This is a genomic window from Streptomyces solicamelliae (assembly GCF_045348655.1).
In the GTDB taxonomy this organism is placed as follows: Bacteria; Actinomycetota; Actinomycetes; order Streptomycetales; family Streptomycetaceae; genus Streptomyces; species Streptomyces solicamelliae.
Genome location: NZ_CP160404.1, coordinates 4,698,274 through 4,719,937 on the forward strand (window position 1 = coordinate 4,698,274; position 21,664 = coordinate 4,719,937).

The window sequence follows — 21,664 nt, forward strand, 5'->3', positions numbered from 1 at the left end:
CCCGGGAGCCGCAGCGGCGAAGTATCGCAGGCCGATCGCCGAAATGGGGGGTTTTGCGAGAGCGCGTTGCGTAAGCGATGCCGTCCGATGTTGGTCATCGGGTCCGTGGATGCGGGATAATGACCAGGAAGCAATGTGTTCGATGCCGGTGACGCGTGCTCCTCTTCCGGGGCAGCCGTCGGCGACGGTGAGCTGTTTCAGGAAGGGGAACGAGCATGGCGGCCATGAAGCCGCGGACGGGCGACGGCCCGCTCGAGGTGACCAAGGAGGGGCGGGGCATCGTCATGCGCGTTCCGCTCGAAGGCGGCGGTCGGCTTGTCGTCGAGCTGACCCCGGACGAGGCCGACGCGCTCGGCGACGCCCTCAAGAAGGTCGTCGGCTGACGCGACAGGCACCCACGAATTCCGCACCGCCCCGGCACGGCCCCCAGGACCGCGCCGGGGCGGTGCCGTTTCCGGGGGTCTCTGTCAGACCGTCTGACCGCGCCGCACGGCGCAGAGGAGCCCGTCCCCCACCGGCAGCAGCGACGGCAGCAGCTCCTGGCTCTCGCGTATCGCCCGCAGCAGCTCCCGCACCCGCAGCACCTCCGCCGGCTGCGCCGCCGAGTCCACCGTGCGGCCCTCCGCGAACATGCCCTCGAAGCACACCAGGCCCCCCGGGCGCAGCAGGCGCAACGATTCAGCGAGGTAGTCCAGGCACTCCAGCCGGTCGCCGTCGCAGAACACCAGGTCGTACCCGCCGTCCGCGAGCCGCGGCAGCACGTCCAGCGCACGGCCGGGGATGAAGCGGGCCCGGTTGCCGGCGAAGCCCGCCGCGCGGAACGCCGTCTTCGCGAACTGCTGCCGCTCCGGCTCCGGATCAACCGTCGTCAGGACCCCGTCCGGCCGCATGCCCTGCAGCAGATAGATCCCCGACACGCCGGTGCCGGTACCGATCTCCGCCACCGCCTTCGCGTCCGCCGTCGCGGCGAGGAGCCGCAGCGCGGCGCCGGTAGACGGCGACACCGAGGGCAGCCCTGTCTCCCGGGCCCGGTCACGGGCCCAGCGCAGTGCTTCGTCCTCGGCGACAAAGGCGTCGGCGAACGCCCAGCTCGTCTGCCGGTTGGCGGTAATGGCCCTCTCCTGTCCCCGTAGTTGGCGCAACGGTGACTGTATCCGCTGTGCCCGGGAACCCGCAGATGGGACCGGGCGTTCATAAGGGACAGGGAGGGATGCGCGAGAGAAGCGCGAGAACGGGGGGTACGCGATGGCACGACCGGCGGCGACCTGCGAGCCGATCCCAAATTCGCGTAAAGATTCTTATCCGGAGCTAACGGACGAGGTGGCTATGGTAGGGGCTCCACTGGACACCACCAGAGCCGACAGGGGAGGTGCGGCTGCGCCTGTGGATCGGGGAGGAGTGCTTCGGCGTCTTCTCAGGTCGGCGGGTGAGCCGAAATCCGTGACCGAGACCGCTGACCGTTTCCGCACCGACGACTCCGCACCCATCACCGCGACCTTCGCATCGGACGCGGACGGGCAGGCGTGGACTCCGCCCACCTGGGAGGAGATCGTCAGCACGCACAGTGGTCGGGTCTATCGCCTCGCCTACCGCCTCACGGGCAACCAGCACGACGCCGAGGACCTCACCCAGGAGGTCTTCGTCCGCGTCTTCCGCTCGCTGTCCACGTACACGCCGGGCACCTTCGAGGGCTGGCTGCACCGCATCACGACCAACCTGTTCCTGGACATGGTCCGCCGCAAGCAGCGCATCCGGTTCGACGCGCTCGGCGACGACGCGGCGGAGCGGCTGCCGAGCCGCGAGCCGTCCCCGCAGCAGGCGTTCAACGACACCCACTTCGACGCGGACGTGCAGCAGGCGCTCGACACCCTCGCGCCGGAGTTCCGCGCCGCGGTCGTCCTCTGTGACATCGAGGGGCTCTCGTACGAGGAGATCGCCGCGACGCTCGGCGTGAAGCTGGGCACGGTCCGCAGCCGGATCCACCGCGGGCGGTCCCATCTGCGCAAGGCCCTGCAGCACCGCTCCCCGGAGGCCCGGGCGGAGCGGGCGTACGCGGCGCCGGCGCCGGCCGCGACCGCCGCCGTCGGCTGGGAGGGCGGAACCGCGTGAGCAGCTCCAGTCCTCTCGGTCCCACCCCCGTGGAGCACCACCTCGGGGACCGGCTTGCGGCGCTCGTCGACGGCGAGCTCGGTCATGACGCGCGCGAGCGGGTGCTCGCGCATCTCGCCACCTGCGCCAAGTGCAAGGCCGAGGCCGATGCGCAGCGCAGCCTGAAGAACGTGTTCGCGCAGGCCGCGCCGCCGCCCCCGTCCGAAGGGCTTCTGGCGCGCCTTCAAGGACTGCCCGGCGGACCGGGCGACCCCGGTGGTGACGGAGGCGGCGGCAGCCCCTTCGACCCGGTCGACGTCTTCGGCCTGCGCCGGATGCCGCCCGGCACCGGGTTCGCGACGGCCGCCGCCGTCGATCCGCATTCCCCCAAGCTCTCGGCTCCGCTCGAGCAGGGGGGACCCCCAGGCTTCCGGATCCACGACGTCGGCAGGCCCGGCCAGGACCGCGCGGGGCGCGGGCGCCGGTTCGCCTTCGCGGCGGCCAGCGCGGTGTCCTTCGCGGCCATCGCCCTCGGCGGCGCGCTGCCGCTGGAGGCGGCGGTCGAGGCGAGTGCGCGCGGCGAGGGTGCGGGCGCGGTGACGCCGGCGCGGTCCGGTGGCGGTGGTGGTGGCGCGCAGAGCATCGGCGACACCCCCACGGACCGCGGCGGGCGGTCGGCGGAGCGGCCGGCCCCTCTGCTGGTGACGTCGGCGCGGCTGAACGCCGACCCGTTGAACGCGGACCGGCTGAACGCGGCCCGCCTCAACGACGCCCGGCTGAACGCGGCGTCGGGCGTCCGGTTCCAGTCGTCGGTCACGCCGCTGCTGGTGATGTCCCCGCCGCTGATACGGCCGACGGGGTCCGCGATCCAGTCGGCGTTCGCCCCGGTCCTCCCGACCGCCACCCCCGAACCGACCCTTCTGACGGCTCCGACGCATTCGAGCGACCCGCTCCCGTCCCGGCGTTGACCTGAACCTGATTGAATCCTCGGGGCAGGGACAGGACACGCTGTGACGGGGAGAGCATGGAAGACGGGAAGATCACCGGCCGGAAGCCGAAGTGGTGGAGCCGCCCGGCGAGCAAGCCCGAACCGGGCGCCGAACCGGACCCGGTGATACCCGGCCAGGAGGCGACGGCACCCACCGACCCGGACGGCGACTTCACCCTCGCCGCCCCGACGAGGCCCTCCACGACGGGGGCCCCGTCCGACCCGGAGACCGGTCCGGTCACCGACGGGTCGACCGACGCCGACACGTCCGCATCCGCCGCCACCACGGCGGAACCGGCCACCCCGCAGCCGACCCCGCTGCCCGCGCAGCCCGTCGACGCAGACCGTACGGACGCGCCGGCGGCCGATGTGGCCCCGCAGGCCCCGGCCGCGCCCGCTGCCGACGCGGTGCCCGCCACGGCCCCCGCCGTCCCGCAGCCGGCACCGCTGCCCGCGCAGCCCGCCGACGGTCCGGCCGCGCCCGCCGCCGACGTCGCCCCGCCGCCCCCCGCCGTCGCCGACCCGGTGCCTGCCCCGGCCGTCGGCGGCGAGGCCGGAGTCCCGGAGCCGGTGGCCGTACCCCCGCAGTCCGTCGGTGACACCGCTCCCGTACCGGCGCAGCCGTCCGCGCCGGTGGCGGGTGACGCGGCTCCCGAGGGCTATCGGGCGCCCGGGCAGCCGCTGCATCAGCCGGACGAGTACAGCACCCCGCCCTACGGCGGTCCCGGGCCCTGGGCGCCTGCGCCGCCCGTGCAGCGGCCCATGGCGCCTCAGGGCGCGCCCGTGCCTCCGCCGGCCCCGGCCATGCCGGCCCCGGCCATGCCGGCCCCGGCCATGCCGGCCCCGGCCCCGGCCATGCCCGCCCCGGCCCCGGCCGGCGCCCCGATGCCCGTCCCCGCTGCCATGCCCGCCCCGGCCCCGGCCGGCGTCCCCATGCCCGTCCCCGCGGCCATGCCCGCGCCCAACCCCCACCCCGTTCCCGCCCCCGCCTCCCCCTGGGTGCAGTACGACCCCTGGAGCGTGCCCGGGACCGGTGTCGCGCCGCCGCCCGGCGACGGGAAGGCCAAGCGACGCGGCATCGGGTGCGCGGGGGTGCTGGCGCTGGTACTGGCCGCCGGCGTCCTCGGCGGAGCCGTCGGCGCGTACATCGAGCGGACCGGCGGACTCACCACCGCCGTCGAGCTCCCGCAGGCCGACTCCGAGGACATCGGCCGCGCCCCGGACAGCGTCGCCGGCATCGCCGCCAGCGCGCTGCCCAGCGTCGTCACGATCCACGTCAAGGGCGGCGGCTCCGCCGGCACCGGCACCGGCTTCGTCCTCGACAACAGCGGCCACATCCTCACCAACAACCACGTCGTCGACCCGGCCGGCAGCTCCGGCGACATCTCCGTCACCTTCAGCAGCGGTGAGACCGCCGAGGCCACCCTCGTCGGCAAGGACAGCGGCTACGACCTCGCCGTCGTCAAGGTCAAGGGCGTCAAGAACCTCAAGCCCCTCCCGCTCGGCAACTCCGACAACGTCCGCGTCGGCGACCCCGTCGTCGCCATCGGCGCGCCCTTCGACCTCCAGAACACCGTCACCTCCGGCATCATCAGCGCCAAGGAGCGCCCGATCACCGCCGGCGGCGAGAAGGGCGACGGCAGCGACATCAGCTACGTCGACGCCCTCCAGACCGACGCGCCCATCAACCCCGGCAACTCCGGCGGCCCGCTCGTCGACTCCAAGGCCCGGGTCATCGGCATCAACAGCGCCATAAGGGCCGCCGGCAACGGCGAGAACCCGACCAGCGGCCAGTCCGGTTCCATCGGCCTCGGCTTCGCCATCCCGATCAACCAGGGCAAGCGCGTCGCCGAGGAGCTGATCAACACCGGCAAGGCCACCCACCCCGTCATCGGTGTGAGCCTCGACATGCAGTACGACGGCGACGGCGCGCGCGTCGGCGAGAAGGGCAAGGACAACACGCCCTCCGTCACCCCCGGCGGCCCCGCAGCCAAGGCGGGCATCCGGCCCGGCGACGTCATCACCAAGGTCGACGGCCAACGGGTTCACAACGGTGAGGAATTGATCGTGAAGATCCGCGCCCACCGCCCCGGCGACCGGCTCGCCCTGACCGTGCTGCGCGGCGGATCGGAGCAGACCAAGACGTTGGTCCTCGGTTCCGCGCAGGGCTCCTGATGGCCATGCGACGGCAACTGCAACGGCAGGCACGAGGTACCACGCCGTCGGGTTCGGCGGGTACCTTGGAGCGGGCCCGGACCTCCTGAAGGAGCAGCAAGGTGTTCAACGACATCGGCATACTCGAGCTCGCCACGCTCGTTGTCCTCGCCGTGCTCATTTTCGGGCCGGACAAGCTCCCCAAGGTCATCCAGGACGTCGCCGGCATCATCCGCAAGATCCGGAGCTTCTCCGAGAGCGCCAAGCAGGACATCCGCAGCGAGCTGGGTCCGGAGTTCAAGGACTTCGAGTTCGAGGATCTCAACCCGAAGACGTACCTGCGCAAGCAGCTCTCCAAGGAGGGCGGCGAGCTCAGCGAGTTCAAGGAGCTGCGGGACACGTTCGACCTCCGCAAGGAGATGAACGAGGTCGCGGACGCGGTGAACGGGCGGGAGGCCGCCCCGGAGCCCTCGTCCGTCCCGGCGGTCGGGGGCACCTCCCGGACGGAGTCCGGGGGAGCCTCGAAGCCGGACCTGCTGAAGAAGAGCGACGACACGCCCGCGCGCCCCGCGTTCGACCCCGACGCCACCTGACACCCCACACTCCTTCGGCCGCCAAATCCCGGGCGGCCGGAGCGGGATGGATATCCTCGACTGTCGTCCGCCGCTGCGGACGCGAAAGATCGAGGAGGCGGCCGGAGATGGAGACGACGAGTCGGGTGGAAGGGGTGCCCGCGGCCCGGCGTGCTGCCGAGGGCTTCCTGCGCGCCCCGTTCGCCTGGTACGGGCTCGACGAGGCCTTCACCGGGCCGCGCTGGCTGATGCAGGTCGGCACGGCCGCGGACGGGACCGTGCAGCACGGCTCGCTGGGTCACGGCGACGAGCCGACGATAAAGACGGACGCGGGCGGCGCGGAGAAGGAGCGCTTCGCCGTGGTCGTGACGGTCGCCGCGAGCCCCGTACGGCGCTCCGGGGACGGTACGGGCGTCCTGGACGCGACGACGGTCTCCTCGGCCGCGTGGCTGGCCGGCTCCGGCCTCCTGGCGTACACCTGGCCCGGCCAGCTGGACCACACGCTGCGGGACGACTGGCTGGACCAGCAGACGGAGGCGGCGTTCGCGCTGGCGGACGATCTGGAGGGGCCCGAGTGGTCCGCGCTGTCGCTGCCGGTGGACGGGGTGCCGATGCCGTTCCACTACCGCGAGTCCGAGTTCGGCTGGGTGCTGGCGGGGACGACGTCCGCGGGGGTGCACCTCGGGGCGTACGGCAGGGGGATGAGCGCGTACGGGCTCGGCTTCTCCGCCGTGGCGGACCTCGGGCTGTACGCCTGACGGCAGGTGACGCGGATACGACGAAGGGCACCCCGGACCGGGGTGCCCTTCGTCGTACCCGCGTCAGAACTTGTTGCGCGGCGTGATGCCCAGGCTCATGCCCGCCAGGCCGCGCTGGCGGCCGCCGAGCTTGCCGGCGATGACGCGGAGGGCGGAGCCCGCCGGGGAGTCGGGGTCGGTCAGGACGACCGGCTTGCCCTCGTCGCCGCCCTCGCGCAGGCGCACGTCGATCGGGATGGAGCCGAGGACCGGCACCGTCGCGCCCGTGGTCCGCGTCAGGCCGTCCGCGACCTTCTGCCCGCCGCCGGTGCCGAAGACGTCGACCATCTCGTCGCAGTGCGGGCACGGCAACCCGGACATGTTCTCGACGACGCCGACGATCTTCTGGTGGGTCTGGACGGCGATCGAGCCGGCCCGCTCCGCGACCTCCGCAGCGGCCTGCTGCGGGGTCGTGACGACCAGGATCTCCGCGTTCGGGACGAGCTGCGCCACCGAGATCGCGATGTCGCCCGTGCCCGGGGGCAGGTCGAGCAGCAGGACGTCCAGGTCGCCCCAGTACACGTCCGCGAGGAACTGCTGCAGCGCGCGGTGCAGCATCGGGCCGCGCCACACGACCGGCGCGTTGCCGGGCGTGAACATGCCGATGGAGATGACCTTCACGCCGTTCGCCGACGGGGGCATGATCATGTTCTCGACCTGGGTCGGACGCCCGTCCGCGCCCAGCATCCGCGGCACGCTGTGGCCGTAGATGTCCGCGTCGACGACGCCGACCTTCAGGCCGTCCGCCGCCATCGCGGCGGCCAGGTTCACGGTCACGGAGGACTTGCCGACGCCGCCCTTGCCGGAGGCCACCGCGTACACGCGGGTCAGCGAGCCGGGCTTCGCGAAGGGCACCTCGCGCTCGGCGGTCGTGCCGCGCAGCGCCGCCGCCAGCTCCTTGCGCTGCTCGTCGCTCATCACGTCGAGCGAGACCTCGACGCCCGTGACGCCCTCGACGCGGGAGACGGCCTCCGTCACGCGCTGGGTGATCGTCTCGCGCATCGGACAGCCGGAGACGGTGAGGTAGACCGTCACGGCGACCTTGCCGTCGTCGGCGATCTCCACCGACTTCACCATGCCGAGCTCGGTGATCGGTTTGTTGATCTCGGGGTCGTTCACCGTCGACAGTGCTTCGAGCACCGCGTCTTCCGTAGCCATACCGACGATGGTACGGCGCGGACCATGGGCCCGGGAAAGGCTCTCAGCGGTCGGTTACGTCACTCCGCCGGTCGCCGTCCCCCGGGAATAGATCGCGCCGCCCGTCCTGCCGCTCCTCCAGCTCCTTCAGCAGGTCCTGCAGTTCCGAGCGGATCCAGTCCCGGGTCGCCACCTCGCCCAGGCCCATCCGCAGCGCCGCGACCTCCCGGGTCAGGTACTCGGTGTCAGCGATCGACCGCTCGTTCTGCTTGCGGTCCTGCTCCAGGTTGACCCGGTCCCGGTCGTCCTGCCGGTTCTGTGCCAGCAGGATCAGCGGCGCGGCGTAGGAGGCCTGCAGCGACAGGGCCAGGGTCAGGAAGATGAACGGGTACTCGTCGAACTTCAGCGAGGCCGGCGCGAACACGTTCCACGCGATCCAGACGACGACCGTCAGCGTCATCCAGACCAGGAACCGCCCGGTGCCGAGGAAGCGGGCGATCCGCTCCGACAGCCGCCCGAAGGCCTCCGGGTCGTACTCCGGGAGCAGCCGCAGCGGCCGCTCCCGCGGCAGGTCGAGCCGGATCCGCGGCAGCGTGCGCTCCCGCTCGCCCCGGTCCCGCTCCCGGTCACGCTCGCGCTCAGCCATGCGCCGCCCCCGTCAGGAAGTCCGTCTCCCGCCAGTCCTCCGGCAGCAGGTGGTCCAGGACGTCGTCGACCGTGACCGCGCCGAGCAGCGAGCCGCTCTCGTCCACCACCGGCGCGGCGACCAGGTTGTACGCGGCCAGGTAGCCCGTCACCGCGGGCAGCGGGGTGTCCGGAGCCAGCGGCGGCAGCTCGTTGTCCACCAGCGCGCTGACCAGCGTGAACGGCGGGTCCCGGAGCAGCCGCTGGAAGTGCACGGTGCCCAGGAACTTGCCGGTCGGCGTCTCGTCCGGCGGCCGGCACACGTACACCTGCGCGGCCAGCGCGGGGGAGAGGTCCTGCTGGCGTACCCGCGCCAGCGCGTCCGCGACCGTGGAGTCAGGGCGCAGCACGATCGGCTCGGTGGTCATCAGACCGCCCGCGGTCCGCTCCTCGTACGACATCAGGCGGCGCACGTCCGCCGCGTCGTCCGGCCGCATCAGCGTGAGCAGCCGCTCCTTGTCCTCCTCCGGCAGCTCGGAGAGCAGGTCCGCCGCGTCGTCCGGGTCCATCGCCTCCAGGACGTCCGCGGCGCGCTCCTCCTTGAGCTTGCCGAGGATCTCGATCTGGTCGTCCTCCGGCAGCTCCTCCAGGACGTCGGCGAGCCGGTCGTCGTCGAGGGCGGCGGCGACCTCGGCGCGGCGCTTGGGGGAGAGGTGGTGCAGCACGTTGGCGAGGTCCGCCGGGCGCATCCGCTCGAAGGTGGCGACCAGGCTCTCCGCGCCCTGCGCGTCCTCCTCCAGGGAGAAGCCGGTGACCGCCGACCACTCGACCGTCATCGTCTCGCCCTTGCGGGTCAGTACCCCGCCCTTGCCCTTGCGGACGAAGACGCGGTCGATCTCCCAGTCGCGGCGGGCCGGCAGCTGCTGGATGGCCACGTCGAGGACGGTGACCTGCTCGCCGGTCTCCACCAGCGTGACCCGCCGGTCGAGCAGCTCGCCCAGGACGAGCCGCTCGGTCGGGCGCTGCTCGAAGCGCCGCATGTTGACGACGCCGGTGGTGATCACCTGGCCGGACTCCACTCCGGTGATCCGGGTCATCGGCACGAAGATCCGGCGCCGGCTCAGCACCTCGACCACCATGCCGAGCAGCCGGGGCGGGCGGCGCCCGACGCGGAGCATGGCGACGAGGTCGCGGACCCGGCCGACCTGGTCGCCGTTGGGGTCGAAGACCTGGGAGCCGGAGAGGTGCGAGACGAAGATCCGGGGGGCGCCTGCCGCCATGCCGAGCGCCTCCTCCACGTCCATGTCTGTCGCGAATTGCTGCTCTATGACGGGTTCAGGCTAGCCCGTGCCGTTCCGTGGCGCTCCGGAAACGAGTCCGTACGGCTGCCTGCCGGGTGGGGCAGGCGGCACGGGTACGCTGCGGTCTGCCCCGCCTCCCCCACAGGCGCCCGGGCACCCCCCACACGCATTTCCACAGGCAGACGAGAGGCAGTGCGCCGGTGAGCACTCTCCCCCTGGCAACGCGGGCCCGCAGGGCCGCCGTCCCTGTCGTGCTCTGTGCCGGTCTGACCGGGCTGCTCGCCGGCTGTGCGGAGGACCCGGACAAGGGCACCAACGGCGTGGGGAGGCTGTCCGCCGCGGCGATCGAGCAGAAGGCGCAGGCGGCGGCGGACGCGGCCAAGGCGGTACGGCTCTCGGGCACGCTGGTCAGCAAGGGCGGCACGTACAAGCTGAACATGCGGCTCAAGGAGGACGGCGCGGCCGGCTCCGTCACCACGAAGAACAGCACCTTCGAGCTGCTCCGGGTCGGCGAGGCGCTGTTCCTGAAGGCCGACGCGGGCTTCTGGGTGCACGAGGCGACGGCGGGCGGGGCGGCCGGGCCGGCCGACACGGAGGCCGCGGAGAAGCTGCAGGACAAGTACGTCGTCGTCCCGCAGGGCGACCCGGCGTACAAGCAGCTGCGCGGCTTCACCGACATGGACCTGCTGCTCGACGGGCTCCTCGGCCTGCACGGCAAGGCCGTCAAGGGCGACCGGAACAAGATCGGCGGCGTCCGCACGGTCGAGGTGAAGGGCGGCCAGGAGGGCGAGGGCGGCACCCTCGACGTCTCTCTGGACGGCACGCCGTACCCGGTGCAGTTCGCGCGCGGCGGGGGAGCGGGCGTGGTGGTGCTGTCCGAGTGGGACAAGGACTTCCCGCTCGCCGAGCCGGCGAAGGCCCAGACCGTCGACTACGGCAAGCAGCTCCCGAAGACGAAGGCGGACTAGCGGGGGCGGGCGTGCGCCCCTTCAGCGGCGCTTCCCGCGCTTCAGCAGCAGCTTCGGCAGCCCCGCCGGGATCGGCCGGCGGGTCGTGGCCGCCGTCGGCAGCGGCGTGGCGGCCAGCGAGCCGTCCGGCAGGTCCGTGATCGCGTCGCGCGGGGTGAGCCGCAGGACCCGGCACTCCCGCGCCCACCGCTCCGGCATCGCCTCGCCGTCGGGCGCGTTCAGCCGCTTGCCCTTGAGCTCGGCGACGGCCGCCTCCCACTGCTCCGAGCGGGGGGCGAGCTCCGTGACCGAGGCCGTCCAGGCGACGAGCCTGCCGCCCTTGTCCTTGCTGCGCACGGTCACCTCGGCCGTGCCGCCGGCCGTCAGTCCGGGCAGCGGCTGCTCGCCCGGCCCGTCGCCGACGACGTGCGCGGCGCCGTCGAACCAGACGTGCCACAGCGCCCGGGCCGGGCGTGAGCCCTTGACCCAGATGAGGCCGGACTTCTTCGTGGCCTCCTCGACGAGGGCGGGCCCGAGCAGCGCGTCAGTCATGGGACGAAGCCTAGCGACCCGCCCCCGGGCGGCCGCCTACAGCCAGCCGTTGCGCTTGAGCGTGCGGTGGATGGCGAAGCAGGCACCCGCGATCCCGACGAGCACCATCGGGTACCCGAACTTCCAGTGCAGCTCGGGCATGTAGTCGAAGTTCATGCCGTACACGCCGCAGACCGCCGTCGGCACGGCGATGATCGCCGCCCACGAGGTGATCTTGCGCATGTCCTCGTTCTGCGTGACCGTCGCCTGCGCCAGATTGGCCTGGAGGATCGAGTTCAGCAGCTCGTCGAAGCCGACGACCTGCTCCTGGACGCGGGCGAGGTGGTCGGCGACGTCCCGGAAGTACTTCTGGATGTCCGGGTCGACCAGCCGCATCGGCCGCTCGCTGAGCAGTTGCATCGGGCGCAGCAGCGGGGTGACGGCCCGCTTGAACTCCAGGACCTCGCGCTTGAGCTGATAGATCCGGCCGGTGTCCGTACCGCGTCGGGAGCCCTTCGCGGGCGGCGAGAAGACGTCGATCTCGATCTGGTCGATGTCGAGCTCGACCGCGTCGGCGACCGCGATGTAGCCGTCGACCACATGGTCGGCGATGGCGTGCAGCACGGCCGAGGGGCCCTTGGCCAGCAGCTCCGGGTCGCCCTCCATGCGGTGCCGCAGGTTGCGCAGCGAGCCCTGGCCGCCGTGCCGGACGGTGATGACGAAGTCCCGCCCGGTGAAGCACATCACCTCGCCGGTCTCCACGACCTCGCTGGTGGCGGTGAGTTCGGCGTGCTCGACGTAGTGGATCGTCTTGAAGACGGTGAAGAGGGTGTCGTCGTACCGCTCCAGCTTGGGCCGCTGGTGGGCGTGCACGGCGTCCTCGACGGCGAGCGGGTGCAGCCCGAACTCGGCGGCGATACCGGCGAATTCGGCCTCGGTGGGCTCGTGCAGCCCGATCCAGGCGAAGCCGCCGCCGTCCCGGACGCGGCGCATGGCCTCGCGCGGGGTCAGGCAGGCGGGGTCCTCCACACGGCGGCCGTCGCGGTAGACGGCGCAGTCGACGACGGCGGAGGAGGCGGACGGGTCGCGGGTGGGGTCGTACGGCGGGGTGCCGGCGGCGCCGTACGCGCTGGGCGTCTTGCGGAGGGAGGGGCGCAGGGACGGGCGGACCGCTGCGCGCAGGTCACGGATCATCGACATGGGCTGGCTCCTTCACGGAGAGGCCGTCGGCGAGAGGTGGCACTGCCCGGAATGGGGACGTCGAGGAGCGGGGGCGGTCGGTACGGGGCCGGGCCCGGGTCCTACGTCTACGTCCGCAAAGCGGGCGGCACCGCTGGAGACGCGGTGACGGCGTTCGCTACAGACAGGCAAAGGCGAGATGCTCTTCCGTCGTGCGACAGGCCCGTGGCCGACGCGGGCCCGATGGCTCGGGCGACCGCGCGAAACCCGTGGTGAAGCCGGGTTCAGCGGGAGGGATGCACCGTGGTGGCGGCGGTGGCGATGCGGCCTGGGTGCGGCAGGGCGGAAGAGCGGTTGGTACTACCCGATCGACTTCGATCCATCGCAGCCCCACCTCCTCCGGCCGGTCCCCCGTGGGGGATGACGTGATGACGTGCAGTCGGGACACCCGACCAGCGGCCAACACTATCAGCCGACAGAGGGTCAATCCCTTCCTTTGCCCGTTCCGTACGCGCTTTATGCTCGCCGCATGGGAGAAGTTCTTGCTCTCGTCGAGGCCCGGTTGCTCACGGCCCTCGGCGAACCGGACGCGCGGGCCGCGGTGACGTTCCTCGGAACCGACCGGATCGAGGTGCTCCGCTTCACTGCGCGCGACGACGGACTGGTGCGGTACGCGACGCTGGGGATGTCCGCGCAGCCGATGGCGGACCCGACGGCGATGCTGGCCGACCCGGTGAAGGGCCCGCGCGCGGAGCTGGTGCTGACGGTGCGGGCGGGGCTCGCGGACACGGACAAGGTGCTGCGGCCGCTGGCGGTGCTCGCGGCCACGCCGCAGGTGGAGGGTGTGGTCGTGGCGCCCGGGGCCTCGCTCGACGTGGGCGAACCGCTGTGGCCCGAGGCCCCGTTCACCTCGGTCCTGGTCGCGCAGTCGGGCGGCCTGGTGGAGGACCTGGAGCTGGACGAGCCCATGGACCCGGTGCAGTTCCTGCCGCTGCTGCCGATGACGCCGAACGAGGCGGCGTGGAAGCGGGTGCACGGGGCGCAGGCGCTCGAGGAGCGGTGGCTGGCGAAGGGGACGGATCTGCGCGACCCGCTGCGGCGGCCGGTCACGCTGGACTGACCGTAAACCGGGACGGCCGTGCGACCCCTCGAACGGCCGAGCGAAGTGACGTCACTCGGTGGATTCCCCCACTCCGGAAGGGTGATCGTCCTTGACGTCTCGCCGACCGGGGAGCACCGTTGAGCCCTATGAGGGGCGAACCCAGTTGCCCGAAGTGTGGTGGCCGGGTCAGGGCGCCCGGTCTCTTCGCCGACTCCTGGCAGTGCGCCGTGCACGGAACCGTGCACCCGCTGCAGCCGGTGGTCCCGCCCAGTGTCGAGGCCCTGGGAGTGGCGGTGCACCGCGCCCAGGTACCGGTCTGGATGCCGTGGCCACTGCCGGTCGGCTGGTTGTTCACCGGGGTCGCGTGCGCCGGTGACGACAGGAGTGGAGGTCGCGCCACGGCGGTGGCCTGCTCGGGCCCCGGTCCGCTGGGCGGCATCGGCGAGCTGGTGCTCGTGGCGGAGGAGCTCGGCGTCGGTCTCGGCGCGCGGTACGCGGGCATGGACGGACCGGACCCGGGCCCCGGCATGAACGTCGACAAGCCACCCCAGGCCAAGGTCCTCGCCGCCGGCCGCCCGACCCCGCTCTGGCACGTCAACGGCGGCCCCACGGACCGCGCCGTCTTCGCCGGCGAGGCCCGCGGGCTGTGGCTCTGGGCCATCGTCTGGCCCGAGCAGTCCGGCCTCCTGATGTACGACGAACTGGTCCTCACCGACCTGAGGGACGCGGGCGCGGAGGTCGAACTCCTCCCCTGCGGCGCGCTGACCCCCCGCCTGCTGTCGTAAGCCCCCTCCCCGCCGACGCGGGGAGGGGACCCGCGACGCGGCCTGGGGTGGGGGATTCGGCCGTTATGCTGGAGCGGCCCCCTGTCCGTCCTCAGCCCGTTGGAGTCACGCGTCGTGCGTATCGATCTGCACACCCACTCCACGGCCTCCGACGGTACGGACACGCCCGCCGAGCTGGTCCGCAACGCGGCCGCAGCCGGGCTCGACGTCGTCGCGCTGACGGACCACGACACGACCCGCGGGTACGCCGAGGCCGTCGCCGCGGTGCCCGAGGGGCTGACGCTCGTCACCGGGGCCGAGCTCTCCTGCCGGATCGACGGCATCGGGCTGCACATGCTCGCGTACCTCTTCGACCCCGAGGAGCCCGAGCTGGCCCGCGAGCGCGAACTCGTGCGGGACGACCGGGTGCCGCGCGCCCGCGCGATGGTCGGCAAGCTCCAGGACCTCGGCGTGCCCGTCACCTGGGAGCAGGTCGCCCGGATCGCCGGCGACGGCTCCGTGGGCCGCCCGCACGTCGCCGAGGCGCTCGTCGAGCTGGGCGTCGTCCCGGACGTGTCCGGGGCCTTCACCCCCGACTGGCTGGCCGACGGCGGCCGCGCGTACGTCGAGAAGCACGAGCTCGACCCCTTCGACGCCATCCGCCTGGTCAAGGCCGCCGGCGGCGTCACCGTCTTCGCGCACCCCCTCGCCGTCAAGCGCGGCGAGGTCGTCCCCGAGGACGCCGTCGCCCGCCTCGCCGCCGCCGGCCTGGACGGCATCGAGGTCGACCACATGGACCACGACGAGGCCACCCGGACGCGGCTCCGCGGCCTCGCCGGCGAGCTGGGCCTCCTCGCGACCGGCTCCAGCGACTACCACGGCAGCCGCAAGACCTGCGTCCTCGGCGAGTTCACCACGGACCCGGAGGTGTACGGCGAGATCACCCGCCGTGCCACCGGCGCCTTCCCGGTCCCCGGGACCGGAGGACGCGACTAGCCGCAGGCAGCGGCCCCGCCCGATCCGGCGCATCCGCCGGCGGGCACACCTGCCGGACCCGCCCGCGCCGTCCCGTGACGGCGTGCCTTCGTCCGGCCGTTCCCGATGCGCCCCGCCCCGGCAAGGGCTTGGCCGGCGTGTGGCCGGGACCGGAGCTTCCGGTCCCGCTTGTCGCGTGCCGGGTCCCCGACGCGCGCGCCGCTGCCCCCTCCGCACCGACCCCCGTACACCCCACCCACTCCTGCAAGGCTCATCGTGTTCGACGTCGCCGTCTTCGGCTCGCTGTTTCTGACCCTCTTCGTGATCATGGACCCGCCCGGGATCACGCCGATCTTCCTCGGCCTCACCTCGGGCCGGCCCGCCAAGGTGCAGCGGCGCATGGCCTGGCAGGCCGTCGCCGTCGCCTTCGGCGTCATCACGGTCTTCGGCATCCTCGGCCAGCAGATCCTCGCCTACCTGCACGTCTCCGTCCCGGCGCTGATGATCGCCGGCGGTCTGCTTCTGCTGCTCATCGCGCTCGACCTGCTCACCGGCAAGACCGACGAGCCCAAGCAGACCAAGGACGTCAACGTCGCCCTCGTCCCGCTCGGCATGCCGCTGCTCGCCGGCCCCGGCGCGATCGTCTCCGTCATCCTCGCCGTGCAGCACGCCGACGGCGTGGGCGCGCAGATATCCGTCTGGGCCGCCATCGCCGCCATGCACGTCGTGCTCTGGCTGACCATGCGCTACTCGCTCGTGATCATCCGGCTGATCAAGGACGGCGGCGTCGTCCTCGTCACCCGCCTCGCCGGCATGATGCTCTCCGCCATCGCCGTGCAGCAGATCATCAACGGCGTCACCCAGGTGATCCAGGGGGCCTAGGGCCTACCGCGGACACCACTGCGCCCCCGTACGGATTCCGGGTTCCGGAGTCCGTGCGGGGGCGCGGTGCGTGGTACTGCGCAGGATGTTATGAGGCCGTGGTGTCGGCCGGGCGGATCCAGATGCGCTGGCCGACCGAGGCGGCCTGCTGCACGATCCGGTTGACGGAGGCGGCGTCCACGACCGTGCGGTCGACGGGCGTGCCGTCGATGTCGTCGAGGCGCAGAATTTCGAAGCGCACGCGCTTCTCCCTTCGTCGGGGAGTTGATCCTCCTGAGGAGAACTGGGTGTCGTCGTACGACAACCATTATGCACGCGCAACCATTCCCTACGCTAAGGAAATTTTTCGATTGGCTAACTACTAACCGGCACGACGCGTTCCGCCATCGCCCAGAACCCCGCCAGACGCTCCGCCAGCTCCTTCGGATGGGACACGTTCGGCGAGTGGCCCGCACCCGCCACCACCGTGTGCTCCGCGCCCGTCCGCGCCGCCACGGCCGCCAGGTACGGCACCGGCCAGACCATCTCGTCCGCGCCGTACGCGACGTGCAGCGGCAGCGTCAGCGCCGACAGTTCCGCCACGCCGTCCGGGTCGGTCAGCAACAGCCGCCCCGCGCCCGCCAGTTGGGCGACCCGGGTCCGCATCCAGCGGCGCCGCAGGAACGACACCAGCTCCGGCGGGTCCGTCACGCCCGGCTCCTCGCCCCGGCTGTCCAGCCAGCGCGTCGCCAGCCACACCCGCTCCTTCGGCAGCAGGGCCAGCGCCCCACGCAGCGCCCGGACCCGGATGCGCTGCGGCCGTGCGACCCGCCCGGGGCCCGACGACAGCAGCGTCAGCGAGCGGAACGCGCCCGGCGCCGCCCCGGCCGCCGACCGCGCGACCAGGCCGCCGAAGGAGTGGCCCAGCAGATGCACCGGACCGTCGCCCAGCGCCGCCGCCTGCGCCACCACGTCCAGCGCCAGCGCCCGTCGGCGGTACGCGGCCCGGCCGCGCGGCCCCGGCGTCTCGTGCTGGCCCCGGCCGTCGACCGCCACCACCCGGTACCCGGCCTCGCTCAGCGGGCCGAGCAGGGCCAGGAAGTCCTCCTTGCTGCCGGTGTAGCCGGGCAGCAGCAGCGCGGTGCCGCGCCGCTCGCCCGACGGCTGCGTGTCGAGCACGGCGAAGTCGCCGCGCGCGGTGTGCAGCTGGCGGGCCTGGGTGCGGGGCGGCAGTGCGAGGGAGCGGGGCTTGCTCATAGCAGCGACTGTAACCGCAGGTCGGGCGGGACGAACGACCGCGGCCCGGCCCCTGGGAAGGGACCGGGCCGCGGTGCTGTCGCGGGCTGCGGGCTCAGCTCTCCGGCTGGGCCGCGGCCTTCTTCGTGGTCCGGCGACGCGGGGCCTTCGGCTCGGACGCGTCCGGAGCCTCGGCCGCCACGGCCTTCTTGGCCGTACGACGACGCGGCTTGGCCTCGGCGACGGTCTCGGCCGCCGCCTCCACCAGCGCCTCGGCGGCCTTCTTGACGGTCCGGCGACGCGGCTTGGCCTCGGCCTCCGCCGTCTCGGCCACGGCCTCGGCCGTCTTCTTCACGGTCCGGCGACGCGGCGCGGCCTCGGCCTCGGTGGCCTCGGCGACCGGGGCGGCGGCCTTCTTCGTCGTACGGCGACGCGGCGCGGCCTCGACCTCGGCCGCCTCCGCGACCGGGGCCTCGACGGCCTTCTTGACCGTACGGCGACGGGGCTTGGTCTCCTCGACGGTCTCGGCCGTCTCGGTGACCACGGGCTCCGCGGCCTTCTTGACGGTGCGACGACGGGGCTTGGTCTCCTCGACGACCGTCTCGGCGACCACGGGCTCGGCGGCCTTCTTCACCGTACGGCGAGGCGGGGCGGCCTTCGGCTCCTCGGTCACCGGCTCGGCGACCGGGGTCGCGGCGGCCTGGGCGGCCAGGACGCTCTCCACGGTCTGGAAGCCGATCTCCGGCTCCGTCGACGGGCGCACCACGCGGGCGCGGCGACGCGGCGCGGGGGCCTGGGCCACGAGGGCCTCCGCCACCGCTACCGCGGCCTCGGCCGCCGGGGCGGACGAGCGGGGACGGCGACGGCGCTGCCTCGGAGCCGTCTCCTCGACAGGAGCCGCGGCCGGGGCCTCGACCAGGACCGGGGCCTCGACCGGGACCGGGGTCTCGGCCACCACCGGCGTCTCGACGGGAGCCGCCGCGGCCGGGACCGTGGCCGAACCGCCGCCCGTACGCGTACGGCGACGGCGACGCGGGGTGCGCGGCGCGGTCGGCTGGTCGCCGTCCTCGCCCGTCACCGGCGACTCCACGGCCGGCGTCGCGGCCGCGGACTCCTCCAGCGACGCCCCGCCGCGCGTACGGCGGCGCTGACGCGGCGTCCGGGCCGGACGCTCCTCGGTCCGCTCGCCGCGGTCGCGCTCGCCCCGGCCACCGGAGCGGCCACGGCGGCCGCCCGGCTCGCCCAGGTCCTCGAGCTCCTCCGCGTCCAGACCCGCACGGGTCCGCTCGGCACGGGGCAGGATGCCCTTGGTACCCGCGGGGATGTCCAGCTCCTCGAAGAGGTGCGGGGAGCTGGAGTACGTCTCGACCGGGTCGTGGAAGTCCAGCCCCAGCGCCTTGTTGATCAGCTGCCAGCGCGGGATGTCGTCCCAGTCGACCAGCGTCACCGCCGTGCCCTTCGCACCCGCGCGGCCGGTGCGGCCCACGCGGTGGAGGAACGTCTTCTCGTCCTCCGGCGCCTGGTAGTTGATGACGTGCGTGACGCCCTCGACGTCGATACCGCGGGCGGCGACGTCGGTGCAGACCAGCACGTCGACCTTGCCGTTGCGGAACGCGCGCAGCGCCTGCTCGCGGGCGCCCTGGCCGAGGTCGCCGTGGACCGCGCCGGAGGCGAACCCGCGCCGCTCCAGCTGCTCGGCGATGTCGGCCGCCGTGCGCTTGGTACGGCAGAAGATCATCGCGAGCCCTCGGCCGTTGGCCTGCAGGACGCGGGAGATCAGTTCCGGCTTGTCCATGGAGTGCGCGCGGTAGACGCGCTGCGTGATGTTCGCGACCGTGGCGCCCTCGTCGTCCGGCGAGGTCGCGCGGATGTGCGTGGGCTGTGACATGTAGCGGCGGGCCAGGCCGATGACCGCGCCCGGCATGGTCGCCGAGAACAGCATGGTCTGGCGCTTCGCCGGAAGCATGTTGATGATCTTCTCGACGTCGGGCAGGAAGCCCAGGTCGAGCATCTCGTCCGCCTCGTCCAGGACCAGGGCCTTGACGTGGGACAGGTCGAGCTTGCGCTGGCCGGCCAGGTCGAGGAGACGGCCGGGGGTGCCGACGACGACGTCGACGCCCTTCTTCAGCGCTTCGACCTGGGGCTCGTACGCGCGGCCGCCGTAGATGGCGAGGACGCGCACGTTGCGGACCTTGCCGGCGGTGAGCAGGTCGTTGGTGACCTGCTGGCACAGCTCGCGGGTCGGGACCACGACCAGCGCCTGCGGCGCCTCGGTCAGCTGCTCGGGACGGGCCCGGCCGGCCTCGACGTCCGCGGGGACGGTGACGCGCTCCAGGATCGGCAGACCGAAGCCGAGGGTCTTGCCCGTACCGGTCTTGGCCTGGCCGATGACGTCGGTGCCGGAGAGGGCGACCGGGAGCGTCATCTCCTGGATGGGGAAGGGATTCACGATGCCGACGGCTTCGAGCGCTTCGGCGGTCTCGGGAAGGATCCCGAGCTCTCGGAACGTGGTAGTCAGGGTGCTGCCTCTTCTGTGAGACGCGGCGCGAGGCGAACGCTGGGGGTCGTACCGTGCCGCATCACATCGGCCGGATCGTGTGCGATCGCAGCCGGGTGGCGCGGGACCACATCCGTCGCTCGAGCGTCGTGCCGCTGAGGGCCCCTCCCGCATGTGTGCTGGGAGGGCTGTCGGGTCGGAGCCAGCCGGGCCACCGACCGGGCATCCTCATTCATGAGTCGGCCCACCGAGTACGAGCGAACATGCGAAAACTTGTCTGCATACTCGACAGGCGCTTTACCACTGTACCCCCTAATCGCGCAGGCGTGTCGGGAGAAATGGTGAGGAGTGCGAGGTCACAGTGACTGACCAGGGGCTTCGGGACCTTCCACGGGGCGGGGAGCGGGCTATTGTGCGGTCCATGGAGACGCCTGACAACGCCGAGAACGCCACGCCCGCCGAGACCGCCGAACACACCGGCATCGCCGCCCAGGACTGGGCCGCCGCGTCCGCCGAGCCGCAGTACCGTGCCGCGGTGGTCGATCTGCTGGGCGCGCTGGCCTACGGCGAGCTCGCGGCCTTCGAGCGGCTCGCCGAGGACGCCAAGCTCGCGCCGACGCTGGCCGACAAGGCGGAGCTGGCGAAGATGGCCTCCGCCGAGTTCCACCACTTCGAGCAGCTGCGTAACCGGCTGGCCGCGATCGACGAGGAGCCGACCGCCGCGATGGAGCCGTTCGCGAAGGCACTGGACGACTTCCACCGCCAGACCGCGCCGTCGGACTGGCTGGAGGGCCTGGTCAAGGCGTACGTGGGCGACTCGATCGCCAGCGACTTCTACCGCGAGGTCGCGGTGCGGCTCGACTCCGACACCCGCGCGCTGGTGCTGTCGGTGCTCGACGACACCGGGCACGGCAACTTCGCGGTGGAGAAGGTGCGCGCCGCGATCGAGGCGGACCCTCGGGTCGGCGGCCGGCTCGCGCTGTGGGCGCGGCGGCTGATGGGCGAGGCGCTCTCGCAGGCGCAGCGCGTGGTCGCGGAGCGCGACGCGCTGTCGACGATGCTGGTGGGCGGGGTGGCCGACGGCTTCGACCTCGCCGAGGTCGGCCGGATGTTCTCCCGCATCACCGAGGCCCACACCAAGCGCATGGCGGCGCTGGGCCTGGCGGCGTAGCGCCGGTCTCACACGGCCGCTGAGCGGCGCAGCCGGCGGTTCGCGGGGCGGAGCAGGAGCGACAGGAGCACCGTCGACACGGCGACGGCGCCGACCAGGACGGCCGTGACGTGGCCCGGGCCGAGTGCGCCGTGGGTGAGCAGGGCGCCGAACACGGCGCCCAGCGAGCCCGTCGTGAGCACGACCCGGCGGACGGGGAGGCGGTCGGGCATCCGGTGCACGGCGGCCCAGGCCAGGGCCAGTCCGAGCAGCGCGGCTCCGAGAGCTTCCAGGATCACGGCGAATCACCTCGCGTGCGGGGCGGGGCGGGCAAATCGGTCAACGCTCGTCCTACCCGGGGCGCCCGGAAGGCAATCCTCCCAATCGCGCGTGCACACGACAAAGGGCCCGGCGGTCGCCCGCCGGGCCCTGCATGTCACCTCGTCGGCTCAGAGCGCGCCGAAGCCCACCCGCCGCGTCGCGGGCTCGCCGAGCTCCACGTACGCGATCCGGTCCGCCGGGATCAGGACCTTGCGGCCCTTCTCGTCCGTCAGGCTGAGCAGCTGCGCCTTGCCGGCCAGCGCCTCGGCCAGCAGACGCTCGACCTCCTCGGCGGACTGCCCGCTCTCCAGAACGATCTCCCGGGGCGCGTGCTGCACGCCGATCTTGACCTCCACGGCTATGTCCCTCCGAACGGTCAGTGATGCGCGATCCCCGCGCCGTACGCTGCACAGATTAGCCCGGTGCGGGGACGCGCCACG

General features: G+C 72.9%; 23 protein-coding genes. 12 read left to right on the forward strand and 11 right to left on the reverse strand.

What is annotated here, in order from left to right; genetic code table 11:
- Positions 1-215 precede the first annotated feature (215 nt).
- Entirely contained in the window at positions 216-383 is a 168-nt protein-coding gene (locus ABZO31_RS22020) for a DUF3117 domain-containing protein (protein WP_003966491.1), read from the forward strand.
- 84 nt (positions 384-467) lie between these two features.
- On the opposite strand, the gene ABZO31_RS22025 is transcribed toward ABZO31_RS22020, so the two are convergent.
- Positions 468-1,142 carry an O-methyltransferase gene (locus ABZO31_RS22025; protein ID WP_406862975.1) on the reverse strand — a complete coding sequence of 225 codons (675 nt, stop codon included), beginning with the start codon at positions 1,140-1,142 and terminating at the stop codon, positions 468-470.
- Positions 1,143-1,326: 184 nt separating this feature from the next.
- Here ABZO31_RS22025 and sigE point away from each other — a divergent pair, with 184 nt between their 5' ends.
- The 5 genes from sigE (at position 1,327) to ABZO31_RS22050 (ending at position 6,560) form a co-directional block, all read left to right on the forward strand.
- Positions 1,327-2,109 carry an RNA polymerase sigma factor SigE gene (gene sigE / locus ABZO31_RS22030; RefSeq protein WP_406862976.1) on the forward strand — a complete coding sequence of 261 codons (783 nt, stop codon included), beginning with the start codon at positions 1,327-1,329 and terminating at the stop codon, positions 2,107-2,109.
- Entirely contained in the window at positions 2,106-3,056 is a 951-nt protein-coding gene (locus ABZO31_RS22035; RefSeq protein ID WP_406862977.1) for an anti-sigma factor family protein, read from the forward strand. The genes sigE and ABZO31_RS22035 overlap by 4 nt, the downstream gene beginning before the upstream one ends.
- Before the next feature lie 56 nt (positions 3,057-3,112).
- Positions 3,113-5,251, forward strand: a complete 2,139-nt coding sequence (locus ABZO31_RS22040) for a S1C family serine protease (protein ID WP_406862978.1) — start codon at positions 3,113-3,115, stop codon at positions 5,249-5,251.
- Positions 5,252-5,352: 101 nt separating this feature from the next.
- Positions 5,353-5,823 (forward strand): sec-independent translocase, encoded by a 471-nt coding sequence (locus ABZO31_RS22045; protein ID WP_406862979.1) that lies wholly within the window; start codon positions 5,353-5,355, stop codon positions 5,821-5,823.
- 107 nt (positions 5,824-5,930) lie between these two features.
- Positions 5,931-6,560: a hypothetical protein gene (locus tag ABZO31_RS22050; protein ID WP_406862980.1), complete on the forward strand. Its 630-nt coding sequence runs from the start codon at positions 5,931-5,933 to the stop codon at positions 6,558-6,560.
- A gap of 63 nt (positions 6,561-6,623) precedes the next feature.
- Here the strand turns inward: ABZO31_RS22050 and ABZO31_RS22055 are convergent, their stop codons facing one another.
- The 3 genes from ABZO31_RS22055 to ABZO31_RS22065 are packed head-to-tail and all read right to left on the reverse strand — an operon-like array spanning position 6,624 to position 9,640.
- Entirely contained in the window at positions 6,624-7,757 is a 1,134-nt protein-coding gene (locus ABZO31_RS22055) for an Mrp/NBP35 family ATP-binding protein (protein ID WP_406862981.1), read from the reverse strand.
- A 43-nt stretch (positions 7,758-7,800) separates the two neighbouring features.
- Complete coding sequence (locus ABZO31_RS22060; protein WP_406862982.1) at positions 7,801-8,382, reverse strand: DUF1003 domain-containing protein; 582 nt, start codon at positions 8,380-8,382, stop codon at positions 7,801-7,803.
- Complete coding sequence (locus ABZO31_RS22065; protein ID WP_406862983.1) at positions 8,375-9,640, reverse strand: magnesium transporter MgtE N-terminal domain-containing protein; 1,266 nt, start codon at positions 9,638-9,640, stop codon at positions 8,375-8,377. Before ABZO31_RS22065 ends, ABZO31_RS22060 begins: the two co-directional genes overlap by 8 nt.
- A 221-nt stretch (positions 9,641-9,861) precedes the next feature.
- Between ABZO31_RS22065 and ABZO31_RS22070 the strand changes: the two genes are divergently transcribed.
- A complete protein-coding gene (locus tag ABZO31_RS22070) occupies positions 9,862-10,629 on the forward strand; it encodes a hypothetical protein (RefSeq protein ID WP_406862984.1) in 768 nt (255 codons plus the stop codon).
- A gap of 21 nt (positions 10,630-10,650) precedes the next feature.
- On the opposite strand, the gene ABZO31_RS22075 is transcribed toward ABZO31_RS22070, so the two are convergent.
- Both ABZO31_RS22075 and ABZO31_RS22080 read right to left on the reverse strand, forming a co-directional pair.
- Complete coding sequence (locus ABZO31_RS22075; RefSeq protein ID WP_406862985.1) at positions 10,651-11,160, reverse strand: hypothetical protein; 510 nt, start codon at positions 11,158-11,160, stop codon at positions 10,651-10,653.
- A 36-nt stretch (positions 11,161-11,196) separates the two neighbouring features.
- Positions 11,197-12,339 (reverse strand): magnesium and cobalt transport protein CorA, encoded by a 1,143-nt coding sequence (locus ABZO31_RS22080; protein ID WP_406862986.1) that lies wholly within the window; start codon positions 12,337-12,339, stop codon positions 11,197-11,199.
- A gap of 508 nt (positions 12,340-12,847) precedes the next feature.
- On the opposite strand from ABZO31_RS22080, the gene ABZO31_RS22085 reads away from it, so the two are divergent.
- From ABZO31_RS22085 to ABZO31_RS22100, 4 genes are all read left to right on the forward strand, one after another.
- A complete protein-coding gene (locus tag ABZO31_RS22085; protein ID WP_406862987.1) occupies positions 12,848-13,438 on the forward strand; it encodes a suppressor of fused domain protein in 591 nt (196 codons plus the stop codon).
- 128 nt (positions 13,439-13,566) lie between these two features.
- A complete protein-coding gene (locus tag ABZO31_RS22090) occupies positions 13,567-14,205 on the forward strand; it encodes a DUF6758 family protein (protein ID WP_406862988.1) in 639 nt (212 codons plus the stop codon).
- 114 nt (positions 14,206-14,319) lie between these two features.
- Positions 14,320-15,180 (forward strand): PHP domain-containing protein, encoded by an 861-nt coding sequence (locus tag ABZO31_RS22095; protein ID WP_406862989.1) that lies wholly within the window; start codon positions 14,320-14,322, stop codon positions 15,178-15,180.
- Positions 15,181-15,435: 255 nt separating this feature from the next.
- Positions 15,436-16,041 (forward strand): MarC family protein, encoded by a 606-nt coding sequence (locus ABZO31_RS22100; RefSeq protein WP_406862990.1) that lies wholly within the window; start codon positions 15,436-15,438, stop codon positions 16,039-16,041.
- A gap of 88 nt (positions 16,042-16,129) precedes the next feature.
- Here the strand turns inward: ABZO31_RS22100 and ABZO31_RS22105 are convergent, their stop codons facing one another.
- The 3 genes from ABZO31_RS22105 to ABZO31_RS22115 form a co-directional block, all read right to left on the reverse strand.
- A complete protein-coding gene (locus ABZO31_RS22105; RefSeq protein WP_406862991.1) occupies positions 16,130-16,282 on the reverse strand; it encodes a hypothetical protein in 153 nt (50 codons plus the stop codon).
- Between the two features lie 113 nt (positions 16,283-16,395).
- Positions 16,396-17,277, reverse strand: a complete 882-nt coding sequence (locus tag ABZO31_RS22110) for an alpha/beta fold hydrolase (RefSeq protein WP_406862992.1) — start codon at positions 17,275-17,277, stop codon at positions 16,396-16,398.
- 94 nt (positions 17,278-17,371) lie between these two features.
- Entirely contained in the window at positions 17,372-19,705 is a 2,334-nt protein-coding gene (locus ABZO31_RS22115) for a DEAD/DEAH box helicase (RefSeq protein WP_406862993.1), read from the reverse strand.
- A gap of 469 nt (positions 19,706-20,174) precedes the next feature.
- On the opposite strand from ABZO31_RS22115, the gene ABZO31_RS22120 reads away from it, so the two are divergent.
- Positions 20,175-20,924 (forward strand): ferritin-like fold-containing protein, encoded by a 750-nt coding sequence (locus ABZO31_RS22120; protein WP_406862994.1) that lies wholly within the window; start codon positions 20,175-20,177, stop codon positions 20,922-20,924.
- 8 nt (positions 20,925-20,932) lie between these two features.
- Here the strand turns inward: ABZO31_RS22120 and ABZO31_RS22125 are convergent, their stop codons facing one another.
- Both ABZO31_RS22125 and ABZO31_RS22130 read right to left on the reverse strand, forming a co-directional pair.
- Positions 20,933-21,202, reverse strand: a complete 270-nt coding sequence (locus ABZO31_RS22125) for a hypothetical protein (RefSeq protein WP_406862995.1) — start codon at positions 21,200-21,202, stop codon at positions 20,933-20,935.
- 150 nt (positions 21,203-21,352) lie between these two features.
- On the reverse strand, positions 21,353-21,580 hold the full coding sequence (locus ABZO31_RS22130; RefSeq protein WP_406862996.1) for a DUF3107 domain-containing protein: 228 nt from the start codon (positions 21,578-21,580) through the stop codon (positions 21,353-21,355).
- Positions 21,581-21,664: the final 84 nt, after the last annotated feature.

Bases quoted from the DNA above. Each gene is read 5' to 3' on its own strand.
- ABZO31_RS22110 (WP_406862992.1), bottom strand. From the start codon at position 17,277: ATGAGCAAGCCCCGCTCCCTCGCACTGCCGCCCCGCACCCAGGCCCGC.
- ABZO31_RS22065 (WP_406862983.1), bottom strand. From the start codon at position 9,640: ATGGCGGCAGGCGCCCCCCGGATCTTCGTCTCGCACCTCTCCGGCTCC.
- ABZO31_RS22085 (WP_406862987.1), top strand. From the start codon at position 12,848: ATGGGAGAAGTTCTTGCTCTCGTCGAGGCCCGGTTGCTCACGGCCCTC.
- ABZO31_RS22090 (WP_406862988.1), top strand. From the start codon at position 13,567: ATGAGGGGCGAACCCAGTTGCCCGAAGTGTGGTGGCCGGGTCAGGGCG.
- ABZO31_RS22120 (WP_406862994.1), top strand. From the start codon at position 20,175: ATGGAGACGCCTGACAACGCCGAGAACGCCACGCCCGCCGAGACCGCC.
- ABZO31_RS22055 (WP_406862981.1), bottom strand. From the start codon at position 7,757: ATGGCTACGGAAGACGCGGTGCTCGAAGCACTGTCGACGGTGAACGAC.
- ABZO31_RS22040 (WP_406862978.1), top strand. From the start codon at position 3,113: ATGGAAGACGGGAAGATCACCGGCCGGAAGCCGAAGTGGTGGAGCCGC.
- ABZO31_RS22080 (WP_406862986.1), bottom strand. From the start codon at position 12,339: ATGTCGATGATCCGTGACCTGCGCGCAGCGGTCCGCCCGTCCCTGCGC.
- sigE (WP_406862976.1), top strand. From the start codon at position 1,327: ATGGTAGGGGCTCCACTGGACACCACCAGAGCCGACAGGGGAGGTGCG.
- ABZO31_RS22050 (WP_406862980.1), top strand. From the start codon at position 5,931: ATGGAGACGACGAGTCGGGTGGAAGGGGTGCCCGCGGCCCGGCGTGCT.
- ABZO31_RS22020 (WP_003966491.1), top strand. From the start codon at position 216: ATGGCGGCCATGAAGCCGCGGACGGGCGACGGCCCGCTCGAGGTGACC.
- ABZO31_RS22060 (WP_406862982.1), bottom strand. From the start codon at position 8,382: ATGGCTGAGCGCGAGCGTGACCGGGAGCGGGACCGGGGCGAGCGGGAG.
- ABZO31_RS22075 (WP_406862985.1), bottom strand. From the start codon at position 11,160: ATGACTGACGCGCTGCTCGGGCCCGCCCTCGTCGAGGAGGCCACGAAG.